Here is a 26,005-nt window from a genome sequence, read left to right on the forward strand (position 1 = left end):
CCTATTGCCTGCCTTTATACACGGCATTGCCCGTGGAACGTCGCTGCCGGTACTATAAGCGAAACGCGACGGGCCTGTCAGTAACGGGTAGTGACTCATACCTATACGCTTGTCAGCGCTTCACAGGTGGAGGAGAAATCGCGTAAAGTAATGAGCAACGTCATTTCATAACAGCCAACGTTTTATTCGCGGCGGTGCTGCCACCGTCAAAAGATCCAGAGCATCGGGCCGAGTCCCTCCCCTGGCTGGCGGGAGCCCGATGAAAGCACAGGAAACAGTAATGAGCGGAAATATCGTAAACGTAACCGACGATTCCTTTGACCAGGATGTACTGGGCGCCGACACCCCCGTACTGGTGGATTACTGGGCGGAATGGTGTGGCCCGTGCAAGATGATTGCACCGGTACTGGAAGAAATTGCCGAGGAATACGAGGGCAAGCTCAAGGTCTGCAAACTGAACATCGACGAGAACGAGCAGACGCCGCCCAAGTTCAACATCCGGGGTATCCCCACCCTGATGCTGTTCAAGAACGGCAACGTGGATGCCACCAAGGTGGGCGCGCTATCCAAGAGCCAGCTGGCCGCCTTCCTGGACAGCAACCTCTGATCGGTTGCCGGTCCCCGTGTACCGTCTGGTGAATTCGTGGATTTGCCGGACCGGACACCAGGCCGCCCCTGGACTTGAGGTTCACGGGCGGTTTTTTTATGGCTGACGGAAATCACTCACCCCGTATCGCCGGCCTGATCCTGGCCGGTGGCGAGGGCCGCCGCATGGGCGGAGTCGACAAGGGCCTGGTGGACTGGCGGGGCCGCCCGCTGGTGGCCTGGGTGCTGGACGCCCTGGCGCCGGTGGTCTCTCCGGTGTGGATCAGCGCCAACCGCTCCCGGGGACACTACCAACACTACAGTCCCCGACTGGTCAGCGACCCGGAGGAATTCCGGTGGCAGGGCCCCCTGGCCGGTCTGCTGGCAGGCCTTCGGGCCGCGGCGGAAGAGGGCGCCGATGCCGTGCTGGTCTCTCCCTGCGACACCCCGAACGTAACCCCAGAGCTATTTCTGGAACTCCTGAACGCCTACCACCGCAACCCTGGTGAACCCGTCTTCGTCCAGTGCGGTGACCGACAGCACCCGCTACACGGTGTCTATCCGGTCACCCTGGTGCCGATGCTGGAGCAGAGACTGGAAAACGGCGAAAGAAAGGTCATGGCCTTTGCCGAAGCGGCGGGCGCGAAACCGGTGATGGTCGGGCCGGAAACCTTACTGGACAACATCAACCGGCTGGGAAACTGAAAAAACCTATCAGCAAACCAGAGAAAAGCAGTGAATTGATCGGTATCGGGTGGGGAGGTCTTTCTGCCGGGAAAAGGTGTCTGAGCGAAGCGAGTTCTTTTCCCAGAAGAAAGGCTTCCCTATCCCGGGACCAGCCCCGAGCCAGAAGACCGCCCCGGGGCCCGCCCCCAAGCCGGAAGACTACGAGGACCAACGTTCCCCAAGCTGAACATCCGTATCCTTCTGCTCCACCCAATGCTCCCCCTCCTCGGTCAGTTCCTTTTTCCAGAAGGGGGCACTGGTCTTGAGGATATCCATCAGGAACTGGCAGGCGGCAAAGGCGTCTTCCCGGTGGGCGCTGGCGACCCCCACGAACACAATCTGGTCCGTCAGGTTCAGGGTGCCAACCCGATGGATGACCCGAACGGCCCGCAGGTTCCAGCGCTCCCGTGCCTGGCGGATCAGGTCTTCGATCACCTGCTCGGTCATGCCGGGATAGTGTTCCAGGTACAGACCGGTCACACCTGTCAGGTCGCCACTGTCCCTCACCAACCCGGTAAAGGTGGCAATGGCACCGGTGCCAGCACCGCTGTCCCGCAGCCGGGCGTATTCCGTCGCTGGATCAAAGTCCGCCTCGCTGACAAGTACCTCATCAGCCATGGTCAGCCTCCTGTTACCGGCGGGAAAAAGGCCACTTCGTCTCCGGGGTGCACCGGGGTCCGGGCATTGGCCATGGTCTGGTTCACGGCAATCATCACCGGCTGACCATCCACCAGTTGCTGCCATGGGCCACCTCGACCGGCCAGTTGTGCCAGCAGGTCGCCGGCGGTCTGGTTGCCGGTGCAGGGCAGGGTTTCACTGTCGGTATCCAGCTCTTCCCGCAGGCGGGCGAAGAAACGGATGGTGAGGGTATCGTCGGCCATGGTGCTACCCGAGCAGTTCGCTGAATGAGTAATAGTGAATGATATCACCGGCGATGATGGTGGTGTTCTCCGGTACCACCGCCAGGCCATCGCCCCAGCAGGCGGAGCTGAGCACGCCGGAGCTCTGGTTGGGATAGGCGGTGATCACCACGCCCTGTTCGCCAGGCTCCTTGCGGGCCCGCACGAATTCCCGGCGGACGGAGGGCCTGTCCACGGCAAAGCCAGCGGGCAGGGGTTCCCCCAGGGGGCGGAAACGGCGGTTGCCCTGGCACCGGCGGATATAGGGCAGGCCCGCCACCAGGAAGGTCACCAGCACGGCGGCGGGATTGCCGGGCAGTCCCAGCACCGGTGTGCCGTCGATGGTGCCGAAGGCCAGGGGCTTACCGGGCTTGATGGCCAGCCGCCACAGGGACAGCTCGCCGGCCTCTTCCAGCACGGCGCGGACATGATCCTCCTCACCCACGGAGACGCCACCGCTGGTGATAATGAGATCAGCCTCTTCCGCTGCGGTTTCCAGGCTTGCGCGGGTGGCTTCCCGGCGGTCCCGGAGCGTTTCGCAGCGGGTGACCTCGCAGCCCGCGGCTTCCAGCAGGCCGGTCAGGGTGAAGCGATTGGTGTTGTAGATCTGCCCGGGTTGCAGTGGGCGGCCCGGTTCCACCAGTTCATCACCGGTGGAGAACACCGCCACCTTCAGGCGGCGGCATACCGTGACCTCGCCGATCCCCATGGACCCCAGCAGCCCCATTTCCTGCGGGCGGATCGGGGTGCCGGCATTCAGGGCAACAGCCCCCTTTGACAGGTCCTGCCCCTGACGACGGATATTCTGGCCAGTCTCCACCTTGGCCGTAATCGCGATACCGCCATCCCTCGACTCGGTCCGCTCCTGCATCACCACGGCATCCGCCCCGGCCGGGATCTCCGAGCCGGTAAAGATGCGCACGGCCGTACCGGGCTCCAGTACTCCCGGGGCTTCCCCGGCAGCTACCCGGGCGGACACGGGCAGTACCGTATTCGTGGCCAGGTCCGCAGCACGTACAGCGTAGCCGTCCACCGCACTGTTGTCCGCCGGGGGCACATCCGCAGGCACGGTGATATCGGTGGCGAGCACCCGGCCCAGGGTCCGGTGCAGGGGCAGGGTCCGGGTTTCCGTCACCGTGTGGGCCCGGGCCAGCAGGTGGTCCAGGGCGTCGTCGAGGGAGGTCAGGTCCTGGCTGGCCATCAGTGCTGTGCCCTGTCGCCGATCTTTTCGTCAAGCCGGTGCAGGGGGCGGTCCGGCTTGCGCTGCACCAGGGCCGAAAAGTTACAGGGCCCGTGGCGGCTGTCCAGTTGCGTGCTGAGGATGCCCTCCCAGCCGGTGCGACAGGCGCCGGTGGAGCCGGGCAGGCAGAAAATCACGGTGTGGTTGGCCAAGCCACCGAAGGCCCGGGACTGGATGGTGGAGGTGCCAATGTCCTGCTGGGACAGGCGCCGGAACTCCTCGCCAAAGCCGTCGATGGTCTTGTCCAGCAGTGGCGCCACCGCCTCGGGCGTGCTGTCCCGCTCGTGGAAGCCGGTGCCCCCGGTAATGATAATGGCATGGATCGCCGGGTCGGCAATCCAGCGGGCCATCAGGGCCCGTACCAGGTAGATGTCGTCCGGCAGCAGGCGCCGGGCGGCCAGCCGGTGACCCGCGTCCAGCAACTGGTCCTCCAGGTACTGCCCGGAGGTGTCCTCGCCCGGGCCCCGGGTGTCGGATACGGTCAGCAGGGCAATATTGAGAGGGGTCAGGTCACCGGTGGGTGTGCTGCTCATGGCGAACTCCGCGTCGAAAACTGTCTATGGGTGCTAAATAGGATGATTCACTACAGTATCCGTATTGGCGCCGGGCAAGGGAAGGGAATACCCCAACAGGAATAGGGAGGTACGGGCTGTCACCGGGAATTCGTCGGGAATCAGGCGCCAAAGTTCAAAAACTGTTGAAAAACTGGTCGGTGGCACTTGACACGGGTGCGGGGTCTGGACGATTATCCTGTTTGCCTGGCGAACGGTTGTTCTCCCTGTCCCTGGCCTCAATACTTTTCCGGACTCCATCACTACCGGTTGCTCCATCTGGCCAGCATCAACAGTTACTAGCATCGACAGTTACTGGTATCAATAGTTACTAGCGTTTTCTGATCAATCCGTTCAGGGCTTCCCTGTCATCCCAACTATCGCTTACTTCCATTCCTGAAAATCAACAAACTATGAATCTTACTGAACTCAAGCAGAAGTCCATGCCCGAATTGCTCGATATTGCGCAGGAAATGGGCCTGGAAAACCTGGCCCGTTCGCGCAAGCAGGACGTGATTTTTACGATCCTGAAGAAGCATGCCAAGAGCGGCGAGGACATATACGGTGACGGCGTACTGGAAATCCTGCAGGACGGCTTCGGCTTCCTCCGGTCCGCTGATGCCTCCTACCTGGCGGGCCCGGACGACATCTACGTGTCCCCGAGCCAGATCCGCCGTTTCAACCTCCGTACCGGCGACACCATCGCCGGCAAGATCCGGCCTCCGAAGGACGGCGAGCGCTATTTCGCGTTGCTCAAGGTCAACGAGATCAACTTCGACAAGCCGGACAACGCCCGCAACAAGATTCTGTTTGAAAACCTGACGCCGCTGTTCCCGGAAGAGCGACTGATGCTCGAGGCGGGTAACGGCAGCACCGAAGACCTGACCTCCCGAGTGCTGGATCTGGTGGCACCCATCGGCAAGGGCCAGCGCGGTCTGATCGTCTCCCCGCCCAAGGCCGGTAAGACGCTGCTGATGCAGGGCATTGCCCAGTCCATCACCCGTAACAACCCCGAGTGCCATGTGATGGTGCTGCTCATCGACGAGCGTCCGGAGGAAGTGACGGAGATGCAGCGTACCGTGCGCGGCGAGGTGATCGCCTCCACCTTCGACGAGCCGCCGGCCCGTCACGTGCAGGTGGCGGAAATGGTCATCGAGAAGGCCAAGCGCCTGGTGGAGCACAAGAAGGATGTGGTCATCCTGCTGGACTCCATCACCCGCCTGGCACGGGCCTACAACACCGTGATCCCGTCCTCCGGCAAGGTGCTGACCGGTGGTGTCGACGCCCACGCCCTGGAAAAGCCCAAGCGCTTCTTCGGTGCCGCCCGTAACGTGGAAGAGGGCGGCAGTCTGACCATCCTGGCGACGGCTCTGGTGAACACCGGTTCCAAGATGGACGAGGTGATCTACGAGGAGTTCAAGGGCACCGGTAACATGGAAGTGCACCTGGACCGCAAGATTGCCGAGAAGCGGGTCTACCCGGCCCTCAACATCCGCAGCTCCGGCACCCGCCGCGAAGACCTGCTGATGAGCGAGGCCGACATCCAGCGAATCTGGATCCTGCGCAAGCTGCTGCACTCCATGGATGACGATACCGCCGCCATCGAGTTCCTGCTGGACAAGCTCAAGGACACCAAGACCAACGACGAGTTCTTCCAGTCCATGAAGCGTCGCTGATCTCGGCCAGAGTGGGGGCTCCAGGCGCAGGAACCTGTGAGAGGGCCAGCACCGGGGAGCCCCTCCCCGGACACGCCGTCAATACGTCCCTGTAGGCTCGGTTTTGCCGTCCATGGCAAAATTTAACGGTCCGGGGAGGGGCTCCCCGGCACTGGCCGCCAGCCCTCTGCGCGCACCTGTATTCAGGCAATTGCCCGAGGTTTGCTGAACACGCCGTCCCCCACCTTGTGCAATACTCCGCCATCAGCAGGCGTGGCCTTGCCAGAACCGGCTGACATCGCGGTGAGCAACCAACGGAGCCCGGCATGAAGTACAACGACCTGAGAGACTTCATCACCCAGTTGGAGCAAATGGGTGAGTTGAAGCGTATTTCCACCGAGGTGGACCCCCACCTGGAAATGACCGAAATCTGCGACCGTACCCTGCGGGCCGGCGGCCCGGCGCTGCTGTTTGAAAAACCGAAGGGTTACGACATGCCGGTGCTGGGCAACCTGTTTGGCACGCCCAGACGGGTGGCCATGGGCATGGGGCAGGACAGCGTTACCGCGCTGCGGGACATCGGCAAACTGCTGGCCTACCTCAAGGAACCGGATCCCCCCAAGGGCTTCCGGGACGCCATCGAGAAACTGCCCCTGTTCCGGCAGGTCATGCGCATGAGCCCCAAGGTCCTGCGTTCCGCGCCCTGCCTGGACGTGGTGGTTGAAAAGGATGACGTGGACCTGTCCACCATTCCGGTCCAGCAATGCTGGCCCGGGGATGCCGGCCCGCTGATCACCTGGCCCCTGGTGATCACCCGTGGCCCCCACAAGGAGCGGCAGAACCTGGGCATCTACCGGCAACAGGTGATCGGCAGGAACCGCCTGATCATGCGCTGGCTCAGTCATCGGGGCGGCGCCCTGGACTTCCAGGAATGGCAACGTGTCCACCCGGGGGAACCCTTCCCCATCGCGGTGGCCCTGGGCGCCGACCCGGCCACCATCCTGGGGGCGGTCACACCGGTGCCGGACACCCTGTCGGAATACGCCTTCGCCGGGCTGCTGCGGGGCGGGCGTACGGAGCTGGTCCAGGCCGGCCTGAGCGACCTGCAGGTGCCCGCCAGTGCCGAGATTGTGCTGGAAGGCTTTATCTATCCGGACGATACCGCGCCGGAAGGCCCCTTCGGCGACCACACCGGCTACTACAACGAGGTGGAACAGTTCCCGGTGTTTACCGTGGAGCGAATCACCCACCGCAAGGACCCCATCTACCACAGCACCTACACCGGACGCCCGCCGGATGAGCCGGCGATCCTCGGGGTGGCGCTGAACGAAGTCTTCATTCCCATCCTGCAGAAGCAGTTCCCGGAAATCGTCGACTTCTACCTGCCGCCGGAAGGCTGCTCCTACCGGCTGGCGGTGGTGACCATGAAAAAACAGTACCCCGGCCACGCCAAGCGGGTGATGATGGGCGTATGGTCCTTCCTGCGCCAGTTCATGTACACCAAGTTCGTGATCGTCACCGATGACGACGTCAATGCCCGGGACTGGAACGACGTGATCTGGGCCATGACGACCCGTATGGACCCGGTGCGGGACACCACCATGGTGGAGAATACCCCCATCGACTACCTGGATTTCGCCTCGCCGGTATCGGGGCTGGGGTCCAAGATGGGGCTGGATGCCACCAGCAAGTGGCCCGGCGAAACCGACCGGGAGTGGGGTACGCCGATCACCATGGACGACGAGGTCAAACGCCGGGTGGACGAAAAGTGGGACAGCCTGGGGATTGAACTTCCCGGTACCCGCCCCGACTGATATGGCCACGGGTGTAAAAAGAGCGCTGCTGCAGCCCGCCGGATTGTCCTTTGACTGTCATTCCGCCGACGACCTGCTGACCGCCGCCGCCCGGGCCGGCATTGCCGTACCCGCCTCGTGTCGCAATGGCGTGTGCGAGATCTGCGAGGCTCGCCTGCTTTCGGGCAGGGCCCTCAATACCCGAAACCAACAGACCATCATGGTCGGTGAACCCCTGATGATGTGCCGCACCGAGGCACTCACCGACCTGGAACTGGAGATAGACGCCGTTATGGCCGCTGGACAGAACCCGCCCAAGACCTTTCAGGCCAAAGTCGCCGATGTACGCGCCATCAGTCACGATGTCTATCGTGTGGAGCTGCAGCTGAACCGTCGCCGGGAGCTTTCCTTCCACGCCGGCCAGTATCTTTCCGTCAACCTGCCGGATACCGATCCCTGTTACTTTTCCATTGCCAGCAGCCCCCTGGCCCAGGCCGTCGAGCTGCATATCCAGGCGACACCGGAGTGGGTGTCGGCCCAGAAGGTGATCGATGCCCTGATCCAGGGGCCGGAAGTGACGGTGGAAATGCCCCATGGCAAGGCCTGCCTGGCGGTCGCTCCCGAGAAGCCCCTGCTGTTCGTGGCGGCCGGCACCGGCTTTGCCCAGGTCAAGAGCATGGTGGACTTCCTTCGGGAAACCCGTTTCGACCAGCCGGTGGCCCTGTACTGGGGGGTGCGTCGACCGGAGGATATGTACCTGCGGGAACTGGCGGAGACCTGGCAGCGGGAATGGGGGCCCTTCACCTTCGTGCCGGTGGTGGGGGATGACGAGGACAACGACTGGAGTGGCCACCACGACCAGTTGGTGGACGCGGTGCTGCGCTCCGGCTTCGACTGGCGGAACGTCCAGGTCATGGGCAGCGGCTCACCGGCCATGGTCTATACCCTGATGGACGCACTGGTGGAAGCCGGGTTGCCGGAAGGCGACTTCCATTCCGATGTGCTGGAGTACGCCCCCCGCTAGACATCCTGTCTGGTAATCTGCCTCAGGCCGGCGTTTCCGTCGTCGGCCTGTGCTGGTCGTGAAGGTGAGTGGCCAGCGCCACGCCGGTCTCGTTCATGGTCAGGAACGCCTCGTCGGCGCCGGCCTCACGGATCTTCTCCGCTTCCTCCACAAAACCGGTGTGTGCCACCACATAACCGGTAAAGCCCTTCTTGCGCAGCATGCGTGCGGCAATGAGTTTGCCTTCCAGGTCGCTCATGGCGAGGATCACCCCCTCCAGTTTCGGCATGTGGAGCCCCTCCCAGAATATGACATCCTCGGCGTCCGAGAACACCACGTTACGTCCTGCGGCGGCGTGTTTCTCGGCCTTGGCCGGGTCCGAATCCAGCCCCATCACGTCCGGGTCGTACTGGGCCAACTGGTCATAGGCGGCGGTACCGGTGCGCCCCATGCCCATCACCAGGAAACGGGTATTCCCCAGTGAAATGGGCTGTTCGTCGGGATGGCGACGACTGCTTTCCAGCGGCGTCAGGCGATGGGCCAGGCGCTCATAGATGGGGTGGGCCAGGCGATTGAGCGGTGCCGACACAATAAACGATATGGAGACGGCAATGGCCAGGGGGACCAGCCAGTCCGGCAGGGCGACGCTGGCGACAATCAGTCCGAACTCGCTGTAGTTGGTCAGCGCCAGGCTGGAGAGGAAGCTGCTGCGGGACCGCAGCCGGAACAGCAGCAGCACGAAGAAGAACAGGACGCCCTTGAGTGGCAGCACCAGGGTGGCCAGCAGGGCATAGCCCAGGGCCGTGCCATCCGGCAGGCCGGCGACACCGATCTGCAGGAAGAACCCCACCAGGAAGATCTCCTTGACGCTCCACAGGGACTTGGACAACTCCTGGGCGCGGGGGTGACTGGCCAGCATGGCACCAAAGATCAGCGCACCCAGCTCCGAGCTCAGGCCGACCGCTTCGAAGCCGAGACCGCCAATGACCAGAGCCAGCAACAGCCCCAGCAGGACCAGCAGTTCGTCATGGCCGCTGACGTCCAGCAGGCGGTGCAGGAACGGCCGCAGCAGGGGCAGCGCGAACACCATCAGGGCCCAGACAGAAGGCGTCCGGCCCGCAGCCACACTCATCACCGCCAGCGCAATCAGGTCCTGCATGATCAGGATGCCGATGGCGACGCGACCGTGGAAGGCCCTCAGCTCCCGCTTGGCTTCCAGGACCTTGGCGGCGAGCACTGTACTTGAGAACGACAGGGCAATGGCCAGCAGGATGGCGGTCTTCCAGTCTACCCCGGCGATGTAGTAGAGCCCCGGCGCGAATACAGCGCAGGTGATGCCGAAGTGCAGCAGACTGCCACCGATGACCTCCGGGCTGACCACGGACTTCAGCTTCAGCTTGAGGCCCACGGTGAAAAGCAGGAGCAGGACGCCCAGGTGTGCGATATGGGCCAGGACGTCCGTGTCCTCCACCACCAGGGGGGTGAATTCCGACAGCCCGCTGAGCACGAAACCGGCCGCCAGGTAGCCCACCAGAGGGGGCAGGCCGATGCCCTTGACGAGCAGGCCCAGGGAGAAGGCAAAAGTGATCCAGAGGGCTTCGGACATGAAATGGAGGGTCCCTGACTGAAAAGCGGGTGTCGTCTATCCGCCGATTCTAGCGGGAACCACGGCCCGGTGCAGCCACCGGGCCTTGAGACGGCTCAAGTTTCAGGTGGATTCCCGGGCAATGGCCCGGTAGGCGATGTCATTCCGGTAGAAGGCACCGTCCCAATGGATACGGGCGGCCAGTGCATAGGCGCGCTGCTGGGCCTCGGTGACCGAAGCGCCCAGGGCCGTGGCGCAGAGCACGCGGCCACCGTTGGTCAGTACCTGTTCACCCTGCATGCGGGTGCCGGCGTGGAAGACTTTCTCGCCTTCGGTTTCCTGCTCCGGCAGGCCGGTGATGGCGTCGCCCTTCTGGTAGCTGCCCGGGTAGCCGCCAGCGGCCAGGACAATGCCGACGGAAGCACGGTCATCCCAGCGGGACTCACACCGGTCAAGCCGGCCATCGATGGCGGCGTTGCACAGTTCCACCAGGTCGGACTGCATGCGCAGCATGATGGGCTGGGTTTCCGGGTCGCCGAAGCGGCAGTTGAACTCGATCACCTTGGGGGCACCGTTGGCGTCGATCATCAGGCCGGCATAAAGGAAGCCCTTGTAGGGATGCCCTTCCGCCGCCATGCCGCGAACGGTGGGATAGATCACCTCGTCCATGATGCGCTGGTGCACGTCGGCGGTGACCACCGGCGCCGGGGAGTAGGCACCCATGCCACCGGTGTTGGGGCCGGTATCACCGTCGCCCACTCTTTTGTGGTCCTGGGAGGTGGCCATGGGCAGCACGTTCTCGCCGTCCACCATGACAATGAAGCTGGCTTCCTCGCCATCCAGGAATTCCTCAACCACCACACGACTGCCGGCGTCGCCGAAGGCATTGCCGGCGAGCATGTCGCGCACGGCCTCTTCGGCCTCCTCCAGGGTCATGGCCACGATCACGCCCTTGCCGGCGGCCAGGCCGTCGGCCTTGATCACGATGGGCGCGCCCTGTTCACGCACATAGGCCAGGGCCTGGTTCACGTCAGTGAAGTTGGCGTAGGCGGCGGTGGGGATCTTCTGGCGGTCCAGGAAGTCCTTGGTGAAGGCCTTGGAGCCTTCCAGTTGCGCCGCGCCCTCGGTGGGGCCGAACACCCGCAGGTTGCGGGCCTCGAACCGGTCCACGATGCCCGCCACCAGCGGCGCCTCCGGGCCGACGATGGTCAGGCCCACCTCGTGGGTGGCGGCGAAATCCGCCAGGGCGTCCAGGTCCATGACGTCGATGGAAACATTCTCCAGGCGAGGTTCCAGGGCGGTGCCGGCGTTGCCCGGGGCCACGAAGACGCGGTCGGCGTCCGGCGACTGGGCGGCTTTCCAGGCCAGGGCGTGTTCACGTCCGCCGCTGCCGATGATCAGGATATTCATCTTGTTGTGTCCTCTGGCTGAAACCTTAATGGCGGAAATGACGCATGCCAGTGAAGACCATGGCGATGCCGTGTTGGTTGGCAGCGTCGATCACTTCCTGGTCGCGCATGGAGCCGCCGGGCTGGATGACGGCAGTGATGCCCGCCGCAGCGGCGGCATCGATACCATCCCGGAACGGGAAGAAGGCATCGGAGGCCATCACCGAGCCCTTCACTTCCAGGTTCTCATCCGCGGCCTTGATGCCGGCAATCTTCGCGCTGTAGACCCGGCTCATCTGGCCGGCGCCAATGCCGATGGTGCGACCGGCGCGGGCGTAGACGATGGCGTTGGACTTGACGTACTTGGCCACTTCCCAGGCGAACAGCATATCATTGAGCTCGTCTTCGGAGGGCTGGCGGTCGGTAACTACCTTGACGTCGTCCATGGAGACCATGCCCAGGTCCCGGTCCTGTACCAGCAGGCCGCCGGTCACCCGCTTGTAGTCCATGGCTTTCGCCCGTTCACCATCGAATTCGCCGCAGGCCAGCAGGCGCACATTCTTCTTGGCGGCCACCAGCTCCACCGCTTCAGGCGCGATGGTGGGGGCGATGATCACTTCCACGAACTGGCGGTCGATGATGGCCTGGGCGGTTTCGCTGTCCAGTTCCCGGTTGAAGGCGATGATGCCGCCAAAGGCGGAGGTGGGGTCGGTGGCAAAGGCCAGGTCGTAGGCCTGGCGGATGTCGGCACCGATGGCCACACCGCAGGGGTTGGCGTGCTTGACGATAACACAGGCCGGGTCGGCAAAGGGCTTGACGCATTCCAGGGCGGCGTCGGTATCGGCAACGTTGTTGAACGACAGTTCCTTGCCCTGGAGCTGTTTCGCGGTGGCCACCGAGGCCTCCTTCGGATGGCGCTCGGCGTAGAACGCCGCCCGCTGGTGCGGGTTCTCGCCGTAGCGCATGTCCTGGACCTTCACGAACTGGGCATTGAAGGTGCGGGGGAAGTCGGCGTTGTCGTTGTCCGGTGTGCGTCCACCCAGGTAGTTGGCAATGGCACCGTCGTAGCCGGCGGTGTGTTCGAAAGCCTTCACCGCCAGATCGAAGCGGGTGGCATGGCTGAGCAGGCCGTCGTTGTCCTCCAGTTCCTTCAGCACCCGGCTGTAGTCGGAGGCGTTCACCACGATGGCCACATCGTTATGGTTCTTGGCGGCGGCCCGGACCATGGTGGGGCCGCCGATATCGATGTTCTCAATGGCGGTGACCAGGTCGCAGTCCGGGTTGGCCACGGTTTCCTCGAAGGGGTACAGGTTGACCACCACCATGTCGATGGGGTTGATGCCATGGTCGCCCATAACCCCGTCGTCGGTGCCCCGGCGTCCGAGGATACCGCCGTGGATCTTCGGATGCAGGGTCTTGACCCGGCCATCCATCATTTCCGGGAAGCCGGTGTAGTCGCTGACTTCAGTGACGGGCACCTGGTTTTCCTTCAGCAGCCGGAAGGTACCGCCGGTGGAGAGGAGTTCAACGCCGGCGTCGGCCAGCTTGCGACCGAATTCCACAATGCCGGTCTTGTCGGAAACGCTGATCAGGGCGCGACGAACAGGGGTGCTAGACGGGTGTGCCATTTTCGATGCCTTCTTGAAACAGGAAAGGCCTCGCGAAGGATGTCCGGGAGGCCTTGGGATGACGAACGGATTATAGCAGACCGTACTGCTTGAGCTTCTTCCGCAGCGTGCCGCGGTTCAGCCCGAGCATGGTGGACGCCTTGGTCTGGTTGTTGCGGGTGTACTTCATCACCTGTTCCAGAAGGGGTGCTTCCACTTCCGACAGCACCAGCTGGTAGACCTCGGTGACGGGGGCGCCGTCGAGCTGGGCAAAATAGTTCTTCAGGGCCACTTCAACGCTGTCACGCAGGGTCACGGAGTTACCCGTGCTGCTGACCGTCTGAAGGGTGGGCTGGTCGTCGTTGGCGGAAGACGCCAGGTTGTCGTTTGCCAGGGTTTCAGCGCTCATGCTGCGAATACCTCTCCATTTCGTAAGGCTGCAAAATACTGTTGGATACTGTCGGACTGTGCCTGGGCACATTCCAGCGTATTGAAACGCTTTCTGAACTGTTTGCCGGCATCGTGGGACTGAAGGTACCAGCCCACATGCTTGCGGGCGATGCGAACGCCCATGGGGTCACCGTAGAACTGGTGAAGTTGCCCCAGGTGCTCCAGCAGGATGCTCTCCACCTCATCCAGCGGCGGCGGTGCTACCGGTTCGCCGGTGGCCAGGAAGTGGCGGATCTCATGGAAGATCCACGGCCGCCCCTGGGCGGCCCGGCCAATCAGCAGGCCATCGGCGCCGGTGTGCCGGAGTACCGCCTGCGCCTTCTGCGGCGAGGTGATATCGCCGTTGGCGAATACCGGAATGCCCACGGCGGACTTCACCTCGGCGATGGTGTCGTACTCGGCGTCGCCCTTGTAGGCATCAGCCCGGGTGCGGCCATGCACCGCCAGGGCCTGGATGCCGGCATCCTCGGCCATGCGGGCGATAGTGACGGCATTGCGGTTGTCCCGGTCCCAGCCGGTGCGCATCTTCAGGGTCACCGGAACCTCCACCGCCTGGACCACGGCGTGGAGGATCTCCTTCACCAGCGCCTCGTCCCGCATCAGGGCGGAGCCGGCCGCCTTGTTGCAGACCTTCTTTGCCGGGCAGCCCATGTTGATGTCGATGATCTGGGCGCCATGTTCGGCGTTCATGCGGGCGGCGTTGGCCAGCATGTCGGCGTCACCGCCGGCAATCTGGACCGACCGGGGTTCCGGTTCGCCGGTATGGTCCAGGCGCAGGCGCGATTTCCGAGTATGCCACAGGGACGAGTCGGCAATCACCATCTCGGACACCGCCAGCCCCGCCCCCATGCGCCGGCAGAGCAGCCGGAACGGGCGGTCGGTCACGCCGGCCATGGGCGCGACCACCAGGGAGTTGGGCAGGGTATAGGGCCCGATCTTCACCGTGGGCAGCATACGTCAGTGTCCGTCGTCGGTTACCAGCGTTCCGTCCGAAACAACCATACCTTACCGGCGGACTCCGGCGGGGAGTCGGTCAGTTCGGGGCGGTCATTTCAGGGGGCGACAATGATACCGCCAGGGGCAAGGGTATTGAAGGCCGGGAGCATGGAAAAAATTGATTATTTTTCGTCCTGTCTGGTTGACTTTCAGGCAGCCTGCTGTCCCTGGACCGGGACAGGATCAGGCCGTCTCAGGAGCCATCACGCCGGTTAACGAAGCGCAGATTGTAGTTAACCGCATCCCGCCCCGGGTCGCGGATACTGATGGCGATGCGGACCGGGGTCCCCGGGGGCATGGCCTCCAGGTCGGTGCCGTCCCCGGCCAGGTAGTCTTCCGGCGGGAACACGCTCTGGGCCACCACGTCGCCGTTCAGGTTGGAGAAGGTCAGGGCGATGGACGGGAACGGCTGCTCGAATTCGGCCTGGTTGATGATCACCGCGTCCACCAGCAGGGCGCTGCGGTTCTCCGGATCTGTGCGCACCACCAGCTTGCGGCTCTGGATGCGGTCCATGGCCACTAGCGGTTCCAGTTCGCAGCCGGCATACTCACAGGCCTGTTCATACCAGGGCCGCAGTTCGGGAATCGCCGACAGCCGGTCAAACTGGAACCAGACCACCTGGGACACCAGGCCGCCAATCAGGGCCAGGATGACCAGGGTCCACAACCAGCCACGCAGGCTGCCTCCGCGGCGGGGCTGCACCGCCACCGGTTCCCGGGACAACTGCTCATAGGGCGACAGGTCATCCAGTGGCGGGAAGGTGCCCCCGGTAATGCCATCCTGCTGACGGGCCGGTCCCGCCGGGGCCTCGTCGGGAGGTGGCGCGGCGGTGATTTCGGTCATTTCCAGGTCGTCGGTGGAATGGGGCGTGGCATGAAGGTCTCGTTCCGGCGCCTCAGTCGGGCTGTGCCGCTCCGGCTCGGGCTCCGGCTGTGTAGGGGAAGTGGGCGATTCCTGCGGAGGTTCCGGTGTGGCTCCATGATCGGGGGCGCGGGGTTTGGTGCGAGCCGGGGTGGTATCGGGCAGTTCTTCCTGGAGCATGGCCTCGGCCCAGCTTTCGTCCACCTCGCTGTCCTCGTCCTCATCCATGGCATCGAGGCTACCGTCGTCGATACCGGCATCCCGGAAGCTGTCGCTGAGCTCGTCGTCGGCAAACCCGGTCTTCTGGCCGGCATAGTGGCCCTCGGCGGCGTCCTCTTCCGGGTTGTCCTGGAAGATCAGGTCGTCTTCCGGCTCCGAGGCGCTGAAACTTTCATGGGTTTCGGTGGTGTCGGAAGTGGTGTCCGGCCCCATGCCGGAGTCGGCATGGGAGCGCGCGTCGAACACTTCCATGCAGTGACCACAGCGTACCCTGCCGTTGGCCACATTGAGCTGTCCATCGGTCACCCGGAAGCGGGTGTCGCAATGCGGGCAGCGGGTCAACAGACTGGAGGTATCGGCCATCCCTAAATCCTGTAAGGTGTCAGACTCTCAGCAGTTTAGCGACACAGGTGTCGTTCGTCATCCGTCAATCCGGCGACCTGTGAGACGTATCCATTCTTCGCGTTGTTCCGGCTCATCCATGACAAACCAGGGCTCGTAGGCGGCCATCACTTCGCGGGCCTGCTGGGACAGGATGCCGGACAGTACCAGATGGCCACCGGGGCTGACCTTGCACGCCAGCGTGGGTGCCAGTTCCACCAGTGGTCCGGCGAGGATGTTGGCTAGCAGGATATCCGCCCGGGTGTCCGGCTCGTCACCCGGCAGGTACAGGTCCAGGTGACGGTCTTCCACCTGATTGCGGCGGGCGTTGTCGCGGCTGGCCTCCAGGGCCTGGGCATCGGTGTCCACGCCGATGGCATGGTCGGCACCCAGCAACAGCGCCGCCAGGGCCAGGATGCCGGAACCGCAGCCGTAGTCAATGACCTGCGTGCCTTCCACCCGGGCGCCATCCAGCCACTCCAGGCACAGGGCCGTGGTGGGGTGGGTGCCGGTACCGAAGGCCAGCCCCGGGTCCAGCAGCAGGTTGGCGGCATCGGGGTCGGGGGCGTCATGCCAGCTGGGGACAATCCACAGGCGCTCGCCGAACTTCAGGGGCTTGAAGTCGTCCATCCAGGCCCGCTCCCAGTCCTTGTCCTCCACCAGGGTCACCTCGATACCGGGTAACTCCTGTTGGGTCTGCTGGTGCCAGGCATCGCGGATATCGGCGCAGATGCGGTCGATATCCTGGTCGGCATCGAACAGGCCGGTCACCCGGGTGTCGATCCACAGGGGCGTGGTGCCCGGGTCCGGTTCGAAGATGGGCTGGTCGGCGGCATCTTCCATGGAGACGGCGTCGGCGCCCATCTCCATGAGAAGATCTTCCAGCTGATCCGCGTTGTCCGGATCAGCCGGGATCTGCAGTTGGATCCAGGGCATGTCAGTCCCGCATCAGCTTTTCGAGGTAATGGATGGTGAAGTCCACGCTCTTGAAGCCGCCGTCCCGCACCAGGTTGCGATGCAGGGGCTGGTTGGTCTTGATGCCTTCCACGACCAGCTCGTCCAGGGCATTCTTCATGCGCCGGCGGGCGATTTCCCGGTCGTCGCCCCAGGTGATCAGCTTGGCCACCAGGGAATCGTAGTAGGGCGGAACCGTGTAGCCGCTGTACAGGTGGGAGTCCACCCGGATGCCGTTGCCGCCGGGGGCATGGAAATGCTTCACCTTGCCGGGGCTGGGCACGAAGGTTTTCGGGTCCTCGGCGTTGATCCGGCATTCCAGGGCATGGCCGGAAATGCGGATGTCGTCCTGGCTGTACTGCAGGGGCAGGCCGCTGGCGATACGAAGCTGCTCGCGGACGATATCGACACCGGTCACCATCTCGGAGACCGGGTGTTCCACCTGGACCCGGGTGTTCATCTCGATGAAGTAGAAGGCACCGTCCTGGTACAGGAACTCGAAGGTGCCGGCGCCCACGTAGCCGATTTCCTTGCAGGCGTCGACACAGGCCTTCAGGGTCTTTTCCCGGGCTTCCGGATCAATGTTCGGCGCCGGGGCTTCTTCCAGCACCTTCTGATGACGGCGCTGCATCGAGCAGTCCCGGTCACCCAGGTGGATGACGTTGCCGTGGGTGTCCGCCAGCACCTGGACTTCCACGTGGCGTGGGCGCTCCAGGTATTTCTCCAGGTACACGGTGGCGTCGCCGAAGGAGTTTCTGGCCTCACTCTGGGTGACCTGGATGCCCTTGAGCAGCGCGGCCTCGGAGTGAACCACCTGCATGCCACGGCCACCACCGCCGGATGCGGCCTTGATGATAACCGGGTAGCCGATTTCCCGGGCGATGCGCAACGTGCGCTCATCGTCGTTGTCGATGGGGCCGTCGGAACCGGGTACGGTGGGTACACCGGCCTTTATCATCGCGTTGATGGCGGAGACCTTGTTGCCCATCAGGCGGATGGTGTCCGCCCGGGGGCCGATAAAGGTAAAGCCGCTCTTCTCCACCTGCTCGGCGAAGTCGGCGTTTTCCGCCAGGAAGCCGTAGCCCGGGTGGATGCCCACGCTGTCGGTTACTTCCGCCGCGCTGATGATGGTGGGAATGTTCAGGTAGCTGTCGGTGGCGCTGTTGGGGCCGATGCAGACGGATTCATCCGCCAGTCGCACATGCATCAGGTCGCGGTCGACCTGGGAGTGCACGGCAACCGTCCGGATGCCCAGCTCCTTGCAGGCCCTGAGCACCCGCAGGGCAATCTCGCCGCGGTTGGCGATCAGAACTTTTTCAATCATGGCCATGATGTCGTGTCACCTGTTGCTCAGGAAATGATTACCAGTGGCTGGTCGAATTCCACGGGCTGACCGTTCTCCACCAGGATCTCGGAAACGGTGCCGCTCTTGTCGGCTTCTATCTGGTTCATCATCTTCATGGCTTCGACGATGCAGACAACATCTCCGGCCTTGACGGTCTGGCCAACCTCCACAAAGGCGGCGGCGCTGGGGGACGGTGCACGGTAGAAGGTGCCGACCATGGGCGATTTGACGGCATGGCCCTTGGGTGCCTCGGGCTCCGCCGGTGCGGCGGCTTCCGGAGCGGCCTGCGGGGCCGGGGCGGCAGCCTGGGGCTGGGGTGCCGGCATCGGCTGCGCGGCGTAGGTTACACCGGCGTGCTCGCGACGGCGGGAAATACGAACGGAATCGTCACCTTCCTGAATCTCCAGTTCTTCAACATCGGATTCCTCGAGGAGTTCGATCAGCTTCTTGATTTTGCGAATATCCATGGTGTTAAAGGTCCCGTCTTATCGGTATTAGTTGGAGTTGATTCTTTGCAGGGCGGCGTCAAGCGCCAGGTCGTACCCCTGACTGCCAAGACCGCAGATAACGCCGTCGGCGATATCGGAAAAATAGGAATGCTGCCGGAAGGGCTCCCGGGTGTGCACGTTGGACAGGTGCACCTCGATAAACGGAATGCCCGACGCCAGCACCGCGTCCCTCAGGGCCACACTGGTGTGGGTGAAGGCCGCGGGATTGAAGATCAGGTAGTCGATGCCTTCGGCCCGGGCATCGTGGAGTCGTTCGATCAGCTCGTACTCGGCATTGGACTGCAGGTGCAGCAGGTGGTGACCACGGTCGGATGCGGTGGCATGCAGCCGGTCATTGATATCCTGGAGGGTTTCATGGCCATAGACGTCAGGCTCGCGGACGCCGAGCATATTCAGGTTGGGCCCGTGGAGAACGAGTATGGTGGCCATGTTCAGTCTTGCCTTGCTGGTGTTTTGTGAAAATGCCGTATTTTGTCGAATTTTGTGCCCATAATGCGTCTTGAACGCTGTCGGTTCAACAGTTTTTGACAAACGACCGTATGAATTCCGGGTCGCGGGCAGGATTTGTTGCGTCTTGCGCCATATTCTCGATGTTGGCGGGAGATCCGTCCATAAGACGATGGTTTCATCGACGAAAGGAGAAAAATGCCGGCCAGTTCGCAGCGCGCGGATGACGGTTACGCAACGGACCCCGATGCCAGGGATTCCCTCCTTCCTAATCCATAGGACAGAGGGAATGCGATGCCCTAATCCTCGGCTCCGATCACACAGTTGCGGCCCGATGCCTTGGCCTGGTACAGGGCCTGGTCGGCCCGTTCGCAGAAGGCCGACGGCGCTTCCCCCCGCCAGTGGGCCACCCCGCAACTGAAGGTGACGTGGAATTCCCGGTCGCCGGCGGACTGGGTGAGTTCCGAGAAGCGTTCCCGGATATCGTTGATCACCGCACGGGCGTCGCTTTCCCGGGTGTCGGGCATGATGATGGCGAATTCCTCGCCACCATAACGGCCGATATGGTCGGTCTTGCGCAGCCGCTGTTTCAGGAACATGGACAGTGCCCGCAGGATGCGGTCGCCGATGGGGTGGCCGAAGGTGTCGTTCACCTTCTTGAAGTAGTCCACGTCGATCATGGCGAAGCACAGGGCGTGGTCCTTTTGCTGTGCCTTCATGATTTCCTGCTCCAGCAGATACAGGGTGTGGGTGTGGTTGTACAGACCGGTGAGGCTGTCGCGGATCATCAGGGCCAGCAGTGAGCGGGCCCGGCGCCCCCGGTTGTGGATGGTGGCCACCAGGTGCTTGGGATCGATGGGTTTGGTCAGGAAGTCGTCGCCCCCCAGGCTCATGGCATGGAGCTGCTTCTGGACGTCGTCCTCGGCGGACAGGTAGATAATGGGAACGCTGTGGAAGCGGTCCTGCTGGCGGATCACCCGGGCGATTTCCATGCCGGTGCAGCCGGGCATGTACATGTCCAGGATGATGATCTCCGGGTTGAACTCCTCCAGCGCCATGATGATCTGCATGGGATCGGTGATGATATGGGCGGTCATGCCTGCCTTCTTGAGCACCGTCTCCATGAACTTGGCCTGGGCCCGGGAATCGTCCAGCACCAGCACCCGGTAGGGTTCCACCGCGTTGTTGTGGGTGTAGGTCTCGATCTTCTCGATCAACTGGCCCGGATCCACCGCCGGGTAGAAGAATTCCTCGCCGCCGCAACGGGACGCCCGCAGGCGGGTTTCAATTGTGCCGTCCTCATCACTGACGAAAATGATGGGGATAGGGGTGTCGTGGCGCTGCTGCAGGGTCTCGACCGTGGCCAGGCCACTGTCCGGCTCGCCCCCGAAAGCGATGTCCATGAGGATGGTTTCCGGTTTGTGCAGGGCGCAGGCGTCCATCAGGCCCTCGGGGGTGTCGAAGGCCTCCGCCCGGAAGCCGAAGAACTCCAGTTGCCGGACCAGCCGGGTTGCCAGCTCGTGATTGCCCAGTGCCACGTAGATCGGGGTTTTTCGATAGACCCGGGGCGGCTCGCTGCTCTGGCGGTCGGATCGGCGCTGGGTGCTCTGTTCCAGGGACATGACCGCTTCCCGGAGGGCCTGTATGGCGTCGCTGTCCGGCGCCTGCCCCTCCGGCCATTGCCGGATCGCGTCCATGATGGCCTTGCTGGCCTCCACGTAGGCGGTCATTTCAAAGCGGCCGGCATAGCGCGCAAGCTTGTCCGCAGCGGAATAAAGGTCATCGCGGAAGGGCGCCGAGGCCGCCGCGTCGGCATGGATCTTCTGCCAGGTGTCCAGCACCACCCGGGCCTGGTTGGTCACCCGTCGAGCGAAGTGCTGTCGCAGTTTTTCTTTTTGGGACTCGTCAGTCATGGTGTTGTCAGTCTGTCCTGATTTTTCTGGAATGCCGAAAAGAACCGCACCGAGCCTCCCTGGCGGAAGAATCGGCCTGTTTTTCTGGCTCCTTTGCCATGGAATGCAGGATGTCTCTGTTGCTGCAGTCTATAGTGTTTGTAACCGAAGACGCAGGCTGCGAACTGTAAATCTTTGTGAACCTGAGACCTGGGTACGATCCAGGCCGGGAATTTGGTGGCTAGAACGTTCCAAACTCAAGGTATGGCACGGATGCAGCAGGAAAGCCAAAAAAGCCGTCCGAACCGCGCGGTGACGCTGCGCACCCTGTTGCTGATCTTCACCGGCGGCCTGGTGCTGCTTTTGCTGGTGGTCGGCATGTCGATCAGTTTCAGTCGTTTCCACAACTACCTGGTGGAGGAGCTGGAGGGCCGGACCCGGGATGCGGCCACCGCCATCGGGTTGTCCCTGTCCAATGCCATCGATGCCACGGATACCGTGGCGGTGAGCTCCCTGATCGACTCGGTGTTCGACAGTGGCGAGTACCTGGTGGTGGAACTGATTGATCACGACGGCAGCCATGTGACCGGGCGCTCCCAGACCCTGACCGACCTGGGTGTGCCGTTGTGGTTCGTGCGCGCCGTTGACCTGCCCCGGCCGGTGGGTACGGCGGCGGTGATGAGCGGCTGGCAGTGGCTTGGTGAAGTGCGGGTGGTGGGCCATCCGGGTAATGCCTACCGGGACCTGTGGCGGATAACCCAGTGGCTGACCCTGGCCTCCGTGGCCATTGGCATGGTGGCCATACTGGTGCTCTATTTCCTGCTGGGACGGTTGCTGCGTCCGTTGCGGGCCCTGGAGCGACAGGCCCGGGCCATCGGTCGCCGGGATTTCCGCATGCGCACCCATGTCCGTTCGACCCGTGAAGTGAACGAGGTCACCGGGGCCATGAATCAGATGACCGATGACCTGGAGCAGCTGTTTGCCGGCCAGGCGGCCCTGATTGCCCATCTCCGCAAGCTGAACAACGAGGATGCCCTGACCGGCCTGGCCAGCCGCAATGCCTTTGACCAGCGGCTGGCGGTGGAGGCGGTCACCGAGGAAGGCCGCCGTCCGGGGGCGCTGATACTGGTGCAGATCACCGGTTTTGCCGACTTCAACCAGCGGGCAGGGCGGCTGGAGGCGGACGCCCTGCTGGTGCGACTGTCGAAAGGTCTGCATGGGTTTGTGGATAGCCATGCCGGCAGCTTTGCCGGTCGGCGCAGTGGTGCCGAGTTTGCGGTCTTCATTCCCGGTGGCGCGCCGGCCGATGCCCTGATCTGGGGGCGGGAACTGGTGGATGCCCTGCAGTCCATCTGTGTCGAGTTTGCCGGTGAGGGCAGCGATGCCCTGGTGGAAATGACAGTCCACGGGGGTGTGGCCGGCAGTGGGGAAGGGATCTCGGTGCGAACCCTGTTCGAATACGCGGATGCGGCCCTCAGGCGCGCCCAGACCGAGGGTGTGCCCCATTGCGAACTGGCGGACAGCGGTGCCGATGTCCACCACGGCGCCGAAGACTGGCGGCGGTTGCTGGAACACGCCCTGGACCGGGAGGCCGTGTGGTTGTGGGAGCAGCCGGTGATGGCCGCGGCCACCGGTTCCCCGCTGTATCATCAGGTGTTCTCGCGTCTGCTGATTGAGCGGGACTGGGTGCGTGGTAATGTCTTTGCGCCCCTGGCCGAGCGTTTCGGGCTGATCGGAAGGCTGGACCTGATGGTGTTCCAGCGGGCGCTGCAGCGGCTGAGGGAGGAGCCCGCGACGGAAATCGGGTTGTCACTGGGGGCCTCCACGGTGGTGTTGCCGGAGGTCCCGGAGCGTATCCTGGAGCTGGCCGGGGCGGCCGGGGCCGATATGCGGAGGCTCTGGATCGGTGTTCCGGAACAGGCGTTGCACTACCACCGGCTGGAAGCCCAGACTTTCATCCGGCAGCTACGACGGACCGGTGCCCGTCTGATGGTGGATCGTTTCGGCGTGGGAGGCATCCCATTCAGTTACATGAAGAATCTGTCCATCCAGGCGTTGCGTATTGATTCCAGCTTTATCCATGGTATTGATCGGCACGATGAATACCGCTTCTACCTGGAATCTGTGGTCACGATCGCCCATGGTCGAGGTGTGAAGGTATTCGCCGCCGGCGTGGAGACGGAATCGGAATGGCAGGTCCTCCAGGCCATCGGCATTGACGGCGCCACCGGTTATCACCTGGGCAGGCCGGGCCCCGTTGGCGATCCGCCGATCGGTTAAGCTACTGGCGGCGTTGCATAAATCTGACAAATCATTCATCTTTGAGACCGGCTTCCGGTTTATCGGCAAAGGACAGGCGCATATGTTTAACCGACTCAAATCCGTTTTCTCCGGTAGCGGATCAGGCTACCAGGGGGCATCGGCCAGCTCCGGAAAATCCCGACCCATCGGCAGGATTATCGCGGTTGTGGTGCTGATCTACCTGCTGGTCACCATCGTTCTGGGCATGATCTGGAGCAGCGAGCCGGATACCTTCTCCGTCCGTGAACATACCCGCACCGTGTCGCAGGAAATGGGACGGGAGCCGGTCACCGGCTTCGCCACCACGGCGACCATGATCCGGGTCGCCGAGACCCTGCTGGACAAACCCGGTGGTTACATCTCCAACGACATCTTTCCCCCGGGCCTGTGGATGGACAATATGCCGGCCTGGGAATACGGCGTACTGGTTCAGCTCCGGGACCTGTCCCGGGCCATGCGCCAGAACATCAGCCGCTCCCAGAGCCAGTCCGCGGAAGACCCGGACCTGACGGTGGCGGAGCCCCAGTTCCACTTCAACAGCGACAGTTGGGCGCTGCCCTCCACCGAGGGCGAGTACCGCCGTGGCATCCGGGCGCTGGAAAGCTACCTTGACCGTCTGTCCGCCCCGGAGGGCCCGGAGGCTCACTTCTACGCCCGTGCCGATAACCTGAACGACTGGCTGGCGGATCTGGAGACCCGCCTGGGCAGCCTGTCGCGGACCCTGAGCGAAAGTGTGGGCAAGCCGGAGATTACCGAGGCCCTGGCCGGTATCGACGACCTTGACCCGTTAAAAGAGGAAGAGCGGGGGGCGGATGTGAAGACCCCCTGGACCCAGCTCGACAACGTGTTCTATGAGGCCCGAGGCACTTCCTGGGCCCTGCTGCATATCTTCCGGGCCATTGAGGTGGATTTCCGCAAGGTGCTGGTGGACAAGAACGCCCAGGCCAGCGTGCGGCAGATCATTATCGAACTGGAGGAATCCCAGGCCCAGATGTGGAGCCCCGTCATCCTGAACGGCAGCGGTTTCGGGGTGCTGGCCAACCACTCCCTGACCATGGCGGCGTACCTGGCGAGGGCCAACTCGGCCATCTCGGATCTGCGGGAGCTGCTGTCCCAGGGTTAGGGCATGGCTGATAATCAGACACAAAAAACCGGGCCCTTGAGCCCGGTTTTTCTGTTTCAGGGCGTGATCACTTGCCCTGGTAGTTGGCCACGGAATCCTCGATGGCCTTGCGGGCGGCATCGGCGTTGGCCCAGTCCTGGACCTTCACCCACTTGCCGGGCTCCAGGGTCTTGTAGTTCTCGAAGAAGTGCTGGATCTGGTCCCGCAGCAGTTGCGGCAGGTCATCGACATCCTTGATGTCGGTGTAGGCCTTGGTGAGCTTGTCATGGGGAACGGCCACCAACTTGGCGTCGCCGCCGGCTTCGTCTTCCATGTTCAGGATGCCCACCGGGCGGCAGCGAATGACCGAGCCGGGCTGCACCGGATAAGGGGTGACCACCAGCACGTCCAGGGGGTCGCCGTCATCCGCCAGGGTGTGGGGGATGAAGCCGTAGTTGGCCGGGTAGAACATGGGGGCGGTCATGAAACGGTCCACCATGACGGCGCCCATGTCCTTGTCAATCTCGTACTTGACCGGTGAACTGTTGGCCGGAATCTCGATGGCCACGTAGATGTCTTCGGGCGGGTTCTTGCCGGCCGGGATATGATCAAAGTTCATGACGGATCCTTCTCTGCGGTAATGGTCATTGATAACTGCGTGAAAAAGTGCGCGCCATTATACGGGCAACCGGGCGCATCCGAAACTCAACCAAGGTCGGTTGCCGGTTCGATGGCCCGGAGTGCTCAGGCAGGCCGTTCGACGGTACGAACGCCCTCGCTGGTGCCCAGTAGCAACAGGTCCGCCGGCCGGCGGGCAAACAGGCCGTTGGTGACCACGCCGACAATCTGGTTGAGGCGCTCTTCCACCTCGATGGGGCGGGACAGGTCCATGTGGTGGATGTCGATGATGATGTTGCCATTGTCGGTGGTGACCCCCTCCCGGTAGACGGGGTCGCCACCCAGTTTGACGATCTCGCGACCGACGTGGCTGCGGGCCATGGGGATCACCTCCACCGGCAGCGGAAAGTCACCGAGGATGTCCACCCGCTTGGAGTTGTCGGCAATGCAGATAAAGGTCCGGGCCACGGCGGCGACGATTTTTTCCCGGGTCAGCGCGGCGCCGCCGCCCTTGATCAGTTCCAGGTAGTCGTTGGTCTCGTCGGCGCCGTCCACATAGAATTCCAGCTCGTTGACGCTGTTCAGGTCGTACACCGGAATGCCGTGCTGCTTGAGGCGCTCGGCGGTGGCATCGGAACTGGCCACGGCGCCGTCGAAGTCGTTGCGGATGTCGGCCAGGTAGTCGATAAAGAAATTGGCGGTGCTGCCCGTGCCCACGCCGATCACGCTGTCCCGGTCCAGGCGGGGGGCGACATGATCCAGGGCGGCCCTGGCCACCGCCTGCTTGAGTTCGTCCTGCGTCATGCTGGCCTCCGGTTGGGTGTCACTGGTCGTAAAGGAAGGCGCCTGGTCGGCGCGAGGCGACGTATTATACCCTTCCTGCGGAGCCCAGTTATA

At 63.2% G+C, this 26,005-nt stretch carries 24 protein-coding genes; 7 read left to right on the forward strand and 17 right to left on the reverse strand.

The features are described from left to right. The first annotated feature begins 280 nt into the window (after window positions 1-280). Both trxA and mobA read left to right on the forward strand, forming a co-directional pair. Complete coding sequence (trxA, locus tag RO069_RS10975; RefSeq protein ID WP_328187483.1) at window positions 281-607, forward strand: thioredoxin TrxA; 327 nt, start codon at window positions 281-283, stop codon at window positions 605-607. A gap of 98 nt (window positions 608-705) precedes the next feature. Then, entirely contained in the window at window positions 706-1,290 is a 585-nt protein-coding gene (mobA, locus tag RO069_RS10980) for a molybdenum cofactor guanylyltransferase MobA (RefSeq protein WP_328187484.1), read from the forward strand. Window positions 1,291-1,470: 180 nt separating this feature from the next. Here mobA and RO069_RS10985 read toward each other — a convergent pair whose 3' ends face one another. Genes RO069_RS10985 through moaB form a run of 4 tightly spaced genes read right to left on the reverse strand, consistent with a single transcriptional unit; the run spans window position 1,471 to window position 3,983 of the window. Then, the gene (locus RO069_RS10985) at window positions 1,471-1,929 is read right to left on the reverse strand and encodes a molybdenum cofactor biosynthesis protein MoaE (protein WP_328187486.1); all 459 of its coding nucleotides are present in this window, start codon (window positions 1,927-1,929) and stop codon (window positions 1,471-1,473) included. A gap of 2 nt (window positions 1,930-1,931) precedes the next feature. Further along, window positions 1,932-2,192 (reverse strand): molybdopterin converting factor subunit 1, encoded by a 261-nt coding sequence (gene moaD, locus RO069_RS10990; protein ID WP_328187487.1) that lies wholly within the window; start codon window positions 2,190-2,192, stop codon window positions 1,932-1,934. A 4-nt stretch (window positions 2,193-2,196) separates the two neighbouring features. Beyond that, on the reverse strand, window positions 2,197-3,411 hold the full coding sequence (locus tag RO069_RS10995) for a molybdopterin molybdotransferase MoeA (RefSeq protein ID WP_328187488.1): 1,215 nt from the start codon (window positions 3,409-3,411) through the stop codon (window positions 2,197-2,199). Further along, a complete protein-coding gene (moaB, locus tag RO069_RS11000; RefSeq protein ID WP_328187490.1) occupies window positions 3,411-3,983 on the reverse strand; it encodes a molybdenum cofactor biosynthesis protein B in 573 nt (190 codons plus the stop codon). The genes RO069_RS10995 and moaB overlap by 1 nt, the downstream gene beginning before the upstream one ends. Window positions 3,984-4,414: 431 nt before the next feature. Here moaB and rho point away from each other — a divergent pair, with 431 nt between their 5' ends. From rho to RO069_RS11015, 3 genes are all read left to right on the forward strand, one after another. Next, complete coding sequence (rho, locus tag RO069_RS11005) at window positions 4,415-5,677, forward strand: transcription termination factor Rho (RefSeq protein WP_328187491.1); 1,263 nt, start codon at window positions 4,415-4,417, stop codon at window positions 5,675-5,677. Between the two features lie 305 nt (window positions 5,678-5,982). Continuing rightward, window positions 5,983-7,470 carry a 4-hydroxy-3-polyprenylbenzoate decarboxylase gene (ubiD, locus tag RO069_RS11010; protein WP_328187493.1) on the forward strand — a complete coding sequence of 496 codons (1,488 nt, stop codon included), beginning with the start codon at window positions 5,983-5,985 and terminating at the stop codon, window positions 7,468-7,470. A gap of 1 nt (window position 7,471) precedes the next feature. Further along, on the forward strand, window positions 7,472-8,473 hold the full coding sequence (locus RO069_RS11015) for a 2Fe-2S iron-sulfur cluster-binding protein (protein ID WP_328187531.1): 1,002 nt from the start codon (window positions 7,472-7,474) through the stop codon (window positions 8,471-8,473). Window positions 8,474-8,495: 22 nt separating this feature from the next. On the opposite strand, the gene RO069_RS11020 is transcribed toward RO069_RS11015, so the two are convergent. From RO069_RS11020 to RO069_RS11070, 11 genes are all read right to left on the reverse strand, one after another. After that, window positions 8,496-10,058 carry a cation:proton antiporter family protein gene (locus tag RO069_RS11020; protein WP_328187494.1) on the reverse strand — a complete coding sequence of 521 codons (1,563 nt, stop codon included), beginning with the start codon at window positions 10,056-10,058 and terminating at the stop codon, window positions 8,496-8,498. Between the two features lie 102 nt (window positions 10,059-10,160). Beyond that, window positions 10,161-11,447 (reverse strand): phosphoribosylamine--glycine ligase, encoded by a 1,287-nt coding sequence (gene purD, locus RO069_RS11025; RefSeq protein WP_328187495.1) that lies wholly within the window; start codon window positions 11,445-11,447, stop codon window positions 10,161-10,163. Between the two features lie 25 nt (window positions 11,448-11,472). Beyond that, entirely contained in the window at window positions 11,473-13,053 is a 1,581-nt protein-coding gene (gene purH / locus RO069_RS11030) for a bifunctional phosphoribosylaminoimidazolecarboxamide formyltransferase/IMP cyclohydrolase (RefSeq protein WP_328187497.1), read from the reverse strand. A 70-nt stretch (window positions 13,054-13,123) separates the two neighbouring features. Continuing rightward, a complete protein-coding gene (fis, locus tag RO069_RS11035; RefSeq protein WP_328187498.1) occupies window positions 13,124-13,441 on the reverse strand; it encodes a DNA-binding transcriptional regulator Fis in 318 nt (105 codons plus the stop codon). After that, window positions 13,438-14,433, reverse strand: a complete 996-nt coding sequence (gene dusB, locus RO069_RS11040; RefSeq protein WP_328187533.1) for a tRNA dihydrouridine synthase DusB — start codon at window positions 14,431-14,433, stop codon at window positions 13,438-13,440. The genes fis and dusB overlap by 4 nt, the downstream gene beginning before the upstream one ends. A gap of 238 nt (window positions 14,434-14,671) precedes the next feature. Then, the gene (locus tag RO069_RS11045; protein WP_328187499.1) at window positions 14,672-15,922 is read right to left on the reverse strand and encodes a DUF3426 domain-containing protein; all 1,251 of its coding nucleotides are present in this window, start codon (window positions 15,920-15,922) and stop codon (window positions 14,672-14,674) included. A 57-nt stretch (window positions 15,923-15,979) separates the two neighbouring features. Beyond that, a complete protein-coding gene (gene prmA / locus RO069_RS11050) occupies window positions 15,980-16,876 on the reverse strand; it encodes a 50S ribosomal protein L11 methyltransferase (RefSeq protein WP_328187500.1) in 897 nt (298 codons plus the stop codon). Between the two features lies 1 nt (window position 16,877). Continuing rightward, complete coding sequence (gene accC, locus RO069_RS11055; protein ID WP_328187502.1) at window positions 16,878-18,224, reverse strand: acetyl-CoA carboxylase biotin carboxylase subunit; 1,347 nt, start codon at window positions 18,222-18,224, stop codon at window positions 16,878-16,880. Between the two features lie 20 nt (window positions 18,225-18,244). Continuing rightward, window positions 18,245-18,706 carry an acetyl-CoA carboxylase biotin carboxyl carrier protein gene (gene accB / locus RO069_RS11060; RefSeq protein ID WP_328187504.1) on the reverse strand — a complete coding sequence of 154 codons (462 nt, stop codon included), beginning with the start codon at window positions 18,704-18,706 and terminating at the stop codon, window positions 18,245-18,247. A gap of 27 nt (window positions 18,707-18,733) precedes the next feature. Beyond that, window positions 18,734-19,177 (reverse strand): type II 3-dehydroquinate dehydratase, encoded by a 444-nt coding sequence (gene aroQ / locus RO069_RS11065; protein WP_328187506.1) that lies wholly within the window; start codon window positions 19,175-19,177, stop codon window positions 18,734-18,736. 317 nt (window positions 19,178-19,494) lie between these two features. Then, window positions 19,495-21,108, reverse strand: a complete 1,614-nt coding sequence (locus RO069_RS11070; protein ID WP_328187508.1) for a diguanylate cyclase — start codon at window positions 21,106-21,108, stop codon at window positions 19,495-19,497. Between the two features lie 252 nt (window positions 21,109-21,360). Here RO069_RS11070 and RO069_RS11075 point away from each other — a divergent pair, with 252 nt between their 5' ends. Then, on the forward strand, window positions 21,361-23,367 hold the full coding sequence (locus RO069_RS11075) for a bifunctional diguanylate cyclase/phosphodiesterase (RefSeq protein ID WP_328187509.1): 2,007 nt from the start codon (window positions 21,361-21,363) through the stop codon (window positions 23,365-23,367). Window positions 23,368-23,449: 82 nt separating this feature from the next. Next, window positions 23,450-24,511, forward strand: a complete 1,062-nt coding sequence (locus RO069_RS11080; protein ID WP_328187511.1) for a DUF2333 family protein — start codon at window positions 23,450-23,452, stop codon at window positions 24,509-24,511. Window positions 24,512-24,578: 67 nt separating this feature from the next. On the opposite strand, the gene ppa is transcribed toward RO069_RS11080, so the two are convergent. After that, window positions 24,579-25,109, reverse strand: coding sequence for an inorganic diphosphatase (gene ppa / locus RO069_RS11085; protein ID WP_328187513.1), 531 nt, complete (start codon window positions 25,107-25,109; stop codon window positions 24,579-24,581). A 125-nt stretch (window positions 25,110-25,234) separates the two neighbouring features. After that, window positions 25,235-25,912, reverse strand: coding sequence for a ribose-5-phosphate isomerase RpiA (gene rpiA / locus RO069_RS11090; protein ID WP_328187515.1), 678 nt, complete (start codon window positions 25,910-25,912; stop codon window positions 25,235-25,237). Window positions 25,913-26,005: the final 93 nt, after the last annotated feature.

This window comes from Marinobacter sp. OP 3.4, assembly GCF_036224885.1.
Classification (GTDB): Bacteria; Pseudomonadota; Gammaproteobacteria; order Pseudomonadales; family Oleiphilaceae; genus Marinobacter.